The sequence below is a fragment of the Rhodococcus sp. NPDC057014 genome (assembly GCF_042673295.1).
Classification (GTDB): Bacteria; Actinomycetota; Actinomycetes; order Mycobacteriales; family Mycobacteriaceae; genus Rhodococcus_F.
In genome coordinates this window covers 1-6,715 of sequence record NZ_JBHUSF010000407.1, presented here as the reverse complement: position 1 = coordinate 6,715, position 6,715 = coordinate 1, and the positions used below count along the sequence as shown (strand labels likewise).

Below are 6,715 nucleotides of genomic sequence, written 5' to 3'. Positions count from 1 at the left end.
GTCACCGACGCATCCGGGGAGAACTGCTTCATGTAGTCGGTGAACAACGGCGCATCCCGCTGCTCGAACCGCGTGGTCGTCGAGTTCGGCAACAACATGAACACCTTCTCCCCGCTGCCCCCGGACCCACCATTCCCGCACCCGGCGAGAACCATGGCTGCAGTTGACACTGCTACGCCGAATGCGAGAGTACGTTTCCTCATTCGAGTGCTCCTGATCTGAAGGGCATTGGCTTCGTCGCGATACCTCGGTCGACGGTCCGGAGCCTGATGCAATCCTTTGCATATGTGCTATCGAGAAGTCTCGCCCATCCGACTGGTGAGTGTCAAGCGTCACACCATGGTCGTGTGTGCGCAGCAGTCACAGCGCACGGTCGAGTGCGTGCAGCGCGATTTTCAATCTCGCGGGTGTTGCACTCGCCGATGCCGTCAGCGGTGCGGCTCTTCACCCCACTCGCCTTGAGCGCCCGAACAGATCTTGTCGACCGCCGAATCGACGACCGGCGTGCATTTCGCTTGCCTCGAAGGACGAAACGCACGCTGGTCATCGGTGACAGGAGTGCGGATAGCCAGTACCCGAACGGCTTTCGCGAACCCGTTACAGGGCTTTGAGTTCCTCGGTGACCTCGGAGACCGACTTCTTCGCGTCCCCGAACAGCATCGAGGTGGTGTCGGCGAAGAACAACGGGTTGTCGATGCCGGCGAATCCGGAGTTCATCGACCGCTTCAGCACGATCACCGACTTCGACTGATCCACATTCAAAATGGGCATCCCGTGAATCGGGCTGGACGGATCGTTGCGGGCGGCCGGGTTGGTGACATCGTTCGCGCCGATCACCAGGGTGACATCGGTCCGCGAGAACTCGTCGTTGATGTCGTCCATTTCCTTCATCGCGTCGTACTCGACGTCGGCCTCGGCCAGCAGGACGTTCATGTGCCCGGGCATCCGCCCCGCCACCGGGTGGATGGCGTACTTGACCTCGACACCCTTCGACTCGAGCAGCTTGGCCATGTCCTTGACCGCGTGCTGAGCCTGCGCCACCGCCAACCCGTACCCGGGAACGACGATGACCTGGTTGGCGTACGCCATCTGGATCGCCGCGTCCGCCGCCGACGTCGCCTTCGCCGTCTTCGCGGTGCCGTCGCCGACCGCCGCCGCGGCGCCGCCGCCACCGAACCCGCCGGCCACGATCGCCGGGATGGACCGGTTCATCGCCTTCGCCATCAGGTTCGTCAGGATCGAACCCGACGCCCCGACGATCATCCCGGCCACGATCATCGCCTGATTATTGAGCGCCAGACCCGCCGCCGCGGCGGACAGACCGGTGAGCGCGTTGAGCAGGGAGATGACGACGGGCATGTCGGCGCCGCCGATCGGCAGCACCACCATCAACCCGAGCACCGCTGCCAGCAGCAGCACCCCGACGATCCACCACTGGCTGGTGGGTGCGGTCGGGTCGATCGCCTTGATCCCGATGATCACCGCCAGTGCGACGGCCCCGATCAGCAGCACCGCATTGAGGGGTTGCTGCAGCTTGCCGATGCCGATCGGCCGCCCGGGGAGGGTTTCCTGCAGCTTCAGGAACGCGATCACGCTGCCCCAGAACGACACCGACCCGATGATCGCCGCGAACAGCGACGCGATGACGATGTGCACCGTCGGCGACTCACCATGGGAGAAGGCGGTGAACCCGTCCGAGTCCAGGAACTCCGCATACGCGATCAACGCGACGGTGCCACCGCCGACACCGTTGAACAGCGCCACCAGCTGCGGCATCGCGGTCATCTTCGTCCGCAATGCCGGCGGCACACCCAGGACGACACCGATCACCAGACCGGACACGATCAGCACCCAGTTGGAGGTGTCCCGGATCGAGATCAGGGTGGCGACCACGGCCACACCCATGCCGACCGCGGCGATCTGGTTACCGCGGACCGCGGTCTTCGGGCCGGTCAGACCCATCAGACCGTAGATGAACATCGAGAACGCCACGATGTAGAGCACGTTGACGAGGTACTCCATTACCGGTCCCCACCCTTCTCAGACACAGCAGCAGGGGCGGCCGGCTTGGACTTGAACATCGCCAGCATCCGGTCGGTGACCACGAAACCACCGACCACGTTGATCGTTCCGAAGACCAGGGCGACGAACAGGATCACCTGCAGCCCCCACGGGGGGTTGTCGACCTTGCCGAGCACCACCAGGGCGCCGAGCACCACGATGCCGTGGATGGCGTTCGTGCCCGACATCAGCGGGGTGTGCAACGTGTTCGGGACCTTGGAGATCACCGCGAACCCCACGAACCCGGACAACACCAGGATCGCGATGTTCGCCAACAATTCGGTATACATCTAGGAGCCTGCCTGGTCGATTGCGTTCTCGTGGAACATGGCCGGGTCGAAGAGCGGGCCGACCAACGTGAGTTCGGCGTTCGCGAGAAGTTCGGTGAGGTATCTGCGCATCTGCGCGATGAGTGATTGCATGTGTGTCTCCTGGCGTGGGCAGGGTGACCGGGCTATGAGGAAGTGTGGGTGACACAGGACGCGGCGAGGACCTCGTCCGAGAAATCGGGGGCCAGCGCCCCGTCGACGAGCATCAGCTCCAGCAACGCGGAGATGTTCTTCGAGTACAGCTCGGAGGCGTGCTCGGGCATGGATGCGGGCAGGTTCAGCGGCGAGCAGATCGTCACCCCGTGCTTGATCACGGTCTGACCGGGTTCGGTGAGTTCGCAGTTACCGCCGGTCTCGCCGGCCAGGTCGACCACCACCGAGCCGGGTTTCATGCCCTCCACCGCGGCGGCGGTCACCAACCGCGGTGCCGGGCGGCCCGGGACCAGGGCGGTGGTGATCACCACGTCGAAACCCTTGATCGCGTCCTCGAGCGCCTGCTGCTGGGCCGCCCGTTCCGCCTCGGTCAGCTCGCGGGCGTAGCCGCCCTCACCGGCGGCGTCGATCCCGAGATCGAGCCACTGCGCACCGACGGAGCGGACCTGGTCCGCGACCTCGGGGCGCACGTCGTAGCCGGTGGCCCGGCCGCCGAGACGCTTCGCCGTGGCGAGCGCCTGCAGGCCGGCGACCCCGACCCCGAGGACCAGCACCGTGGCCGGCTTGACGGTGCCCGCGGCGGTGGTGAGCATCGGGAAGAACCGGGTCGACTCGGACGCCGCGAGCAGCACCGATTTGTAGCCGGAGACGTTCGCCTGCGACGAGAGCGCGTCCATCACCTGGGCGCGGGAGATCCGCGGGATCGCCTCCACCGCGAACGCCGCCACCCCGGCCGCCTTCAGCGCGGCGACCTGGTTGTCCTGGTTGCGGGGGGTGAGGAACCCGATCAGGGTCTGCCCGGCATGCAACCGGCCCACCTCCTCGTCCGACGGCGGCGCGACCTTCACGATCACCTCCGCCGACCACGAATCCCCGATCGTCGCGCCGGCTTCCTTATAGGCTTCGTCCGGGATCAGCGCGCCCAACCCGGCACCCGACTCGACCACCACGTCGACGCCCTTCGCGATCAACGACGCCACAACCTTCGGCACCAACGCCACCCGACGCTCACCATCGGTCGACTCCCGAGGAACGCCGATACGCACCGAGGACCGGTTTGCTGTCACGGTTGTCCTCCTCTTTCTGCTGTCGTTGACTGCCTGCATGTACTGCTCGAGATATGCGCTCGGGGCGCGGGTTTCTGTGTCCCACGCCCCGACCGGGTTTCCGGCTCAAGAGCCCCCTCGAGCCGAGTTGTGTATGCCGGTCGACGATTCGTCTGCCCGGCTCTCCCACTTTCGGGAGGATGGTGCGGTCAGTACTGGTTGGCGACGAAGAGTTCCTGGGCGGGGAACAGGGTGAGCACCTGAGGGCCGTTGGCGGTAACGACGACCTCCTCTTCGATTCGTGCCGCGGAGAATCCGTCGCTGGCCGGGCAGTAGGTCTCAAGTGCGAACACCATGCCTTCCTGCAGCTCGACCGGCTCCTTCATGCTGTTGAGGCGGGAGATGATGGGCCGTTCGTGCAGGCCGAGGCCGAGGCCGTGGCCGAACTGCAGACCAAAGGCAGCGAGTTCGTTATCGAACCCGAATTCCTCTGCCTTGGGCCACACTTCGGCGACCTGGGCGGTGCTCACGCCCGGCTTGATCATTTCGATGGAGGCATCCATCCATTCACGGGCCTTGGTGTAGGCGTCGCGCTGGCTGGGGGTCGAGCTGCCCACACCGAAAGTGCGGTAGTAGCAGGTGCGGTAGCCGTTGTAGCTGTGGATAATGTCGAAGAATGCCTGGTCGCCGGGACGGATCAGGCGGTCGGTGAAGTTGTGCGGGTGCGGGTTGCACCGTTCACCGGAGATCGCATTGATCGCCTCGACCTGGTCCGATCCCATTTCGTAGAGGCGCTTGCTGGCGTGCGCAACGATCTGGTTTTCCCGGATACCGGGCTTGAGGATCTCGACGATGTCCTGGTACACCCCGTCCACCATCGCCGCAGCCTGCGACAACAGCATGATCTCGTCCTGAGACTTGATCTGGCGAGCATCGAGCATCAGTTGCTGGCAGTCGACCACCTTGAGCCCCTGGCGCTGCATCTCGAACAGGAACGGCGGCTCCACGATGTCCATACCCACAGGCAGGTCCGCCACGCCGGCGTCCTCGAGCAGGCCCTTGATCTCGCGAACAGCGGTTTCCATCAAGCCGGCCGAGGGAGCAACGCCGCCGCGGAGCCCGAGCATGCCGGGACGGCAGTTATCGTCCGGCAGCCAGTTCGAATACAGCTGGTGGTGCCGCACTGCCGACCCGAAGTCCCACAGGTACGGCGCATCCTCCGACCGCGTCAGCAAGGCGTAGCGCGACATCTTGTCGCCGAGCGCGCCGCCGATCCAGGTCTGCGTGGTGTACCGGATGTTGTAGAAGTCGAACAGCAGAAACGCACCGCATTCGCTGGCGTCCAGCGACGCCTTCGCCCGGGCGAGGCGGTAGTCGCGGAGGCGAGCGAAGTCCACTCGCTCTTCGTAGTCGACACTCATGTGTCCAGGTGCTGCGAGAGGTCGCGTCTGTATCGTCATCGGATACCTTCCTGATGCGTCGCGGGAGTCGACGGTCGATCGGGCGGCGGAGCGCCGCGTTCTTGTGAAACTGTTGGGCTGTCAGCGGAAGTCGTAGCTGTGCATCGCTTGTCCCTGCGTCGGCCCCGCTGGACCGTCACCACGCCGCCGAGACCGCGATCCTCGAAGACCCATTCCTGTTCGCGGTTCTGGCCAGTCCGGTTACGAAGTCCCAGCACGATCCTATTGCAATCCTTTGCAATGACAGCATGCACGGAGCCCTCGGCCAGTGTCAAGCGTCACCCGGAGAAAGGTGTGTGAACTGCGTGGGAGCCGAAGGACCGATCAGGTCGCACGCGCCGACGGCCGTCGGCTGATCAGCATGCTGGCTTCCTGCGAGGCGTCACCACCTTCGGTGAGATGCGCCTGTCCAGCAGGCAATTCGCGGCCGTGGTGGGCCATCGCCTGCGCGTAGAGGCGGCCGGCGCGGTACGACGAGCGGACGAGCGGTCCGGCCATGACGCCGGCGAACCCGATCTCCTCGGCGGCCTGGGAGTGTTCGACGAACTCTTCGGGCTTGACCCACCGCTCGACGGGGTGATGCCGGGGGGAGGGGCGCAGGTACTGGGTGATGGTGAGAATGTCGCAGCCGGCGGCGTGCAGGTCTTCCATCGCCTGGTGGACCTCCTCGGGGGTCTCGCCCATGCCGAGGATCAGGTTGGACTTGGTGATCAGCCCGGCCTCGCGGGCGGCGGTGATCACGCCGAGGGAGCGTTCGTACCGGAACGCGGGCCGGATCCGCTTGAAGATCCGGGGCACGGTCTCGAGGTTGTGGGCGAGGACCTCGGGGCGGGAGTCGAACACCTCGGCGAGCAGCTCCGGCTTGCCGTTGAAATCGGGGATGAGGTTCTCGACGCCGGTGCCGGGGTTCAGAGCGTGGATCTGGCGGACGGTTTCGGCGTAGAGCCAGGCGCCGCCGTCGGGGAGGTCGTCGCGGGCGACGCCGGTGATGGTGGAGTACCGCAGTCCCATCGCCTGCACGGATTCGGCGACGCGGCGCGGTTCGTCGCGGTCGAGGTCGGTGGGTTTGCCGGTGTCGATCTGGCAGAAGTCGCAACGGCGGGTGCACTGCTGGCCGCCGATGAGGAACGTCGCCTCGCGGTCTTCCCAGCATTCGTAGATGTTGGGGCAGCCGGCTTCTTCGCAGACGGTGTGCAAACCCTCGCGTTGGACCAGGCCCTTCAGTTCCGAGTACTCGGGCCCCATCCGCGCGCGGGTACGGATCCAGTTCGGTTTGCGTTCGATCGGAGTCTCCGCGTTTCGGACCTCGAGGCGCAGCAACTTGCGTCCGTCCGGGGTGATCGTCATGCGATATCGCTTCGTCGGGGTCGGATTGGTCAGAAGTTGATCATGTGCCCGGCGAGGCCGTGGATGGCCTCCTGCAGGGCCTCGGACAGCGTGGGGTGCGTGTGCACGTTCCGAGCCAGCTCGCCCACCGTGAGGTCCCACTTCTGCGCGAGGGTCAGCTCGGGCAGCAGCTCGGAGACGTCGGGTCCGATCAGGTGGCCGCCGATCAGCTCACCGTACTTCGTGTCGGCGATCAGCTTGACGAAGCCGGTGGCATCGCCGAGGCCGTGCGCCTTGCCGTTGGCGGCGAACGGGAACGTCGCGACCTTGACGTCGTAGC

Annotated in this window: 6 protein-coding genes and 1 pseudogene; all 7 read right to left on the bottom strand. The window is 65.5% G+C overall.

What is annotated here, in order from left to right; all coding sequences use genetic code 11:
• Positions 1-597 precede the first annotated feature (597 nt).
• Entirely contained in the window at positions 598-2,022 is a 1,425-nt protein-coding gene (locus tag ACFTZB_RS41100; RefSeq protein ID WP_378441010.1) for an NAD(P)(+) transhydrogenase (Re/Si-specific) subunit beta, read from the bottom strand.
• Complete coding sequence (locus tag ACFTZB_RS41095) at positions 2,022-2,351, bottom strand: NAD(P) transhydrogenase subunit alpha (RefSeq protein WP_378431630.1); 330 nt, start codon at positions 2,349-2,351, stop codon at positions 2,022-2,024. Before ACFTZB_RS41095 ends, ACFTZB_RS41100 begins: the two co-directional genes overlap by 1 nt.
• Complete coding sequence (locus ACFTZB_RS41090; protein WP_378441008.1) at positions 2,352-2,483, bottom strand: hypothetical protein; 132 nt, start codon at positions 2,481-2,483, stop codon at positions 2,352-2,354.
• 32 nt (positions 2,484-2,515) lie between these two features.
• Positions 2,516-3,610 carry a Re/Si-specific NAD(P)(+) transhydrogenase subunit alpha gene (locus tag ACFTZB_RS41085; RefSeq protein WP_378441006.1) on the bottom strand — a complete coding sequence of 365 codons (1,095 nt, stop codon included), beginning with the start codon at positions 3,608-3,610 and terminating at the stop codon, positions 2,516-2,518.
• 188 nt (positions 3,611-3,798) lie between these two features.
• Positions 3,799-5,010 (bottom strand): M24 family metallopeptidase, encoded by a 1,212-nt coding sequence (locus tag ACFTZB_RS41080; RefSeq protein WP_378441004.1) that lies wholly within the window; start codon positions 5,008-5,010, stop codon positions 3,799-3,801.
• Positions 5,011-5,373: 363 nt separating this feature from the next.
• Positions 5,374-6,396 carry a lipoyl synthase gene (gene lipA, locus ACFTZB_RS41075; RefSeq protein ID WP_378441002.1) on the bottom strand — a complete coding sequence of 341 codons (1,023 nt, stop codon included), beginning with the start codon at positions 6,394-6,396 and terminating at the stop codon, positions 5,374-5,376.
• 29 nt (positions 6,397-6,425) lie between these two features.
• A pseudogene (locus ACFTZB_RS41070) lies at positions 6,426-6,715 on the bottom strand (dihydrolipoyl dehydrogenase); the annotation flags it as partial.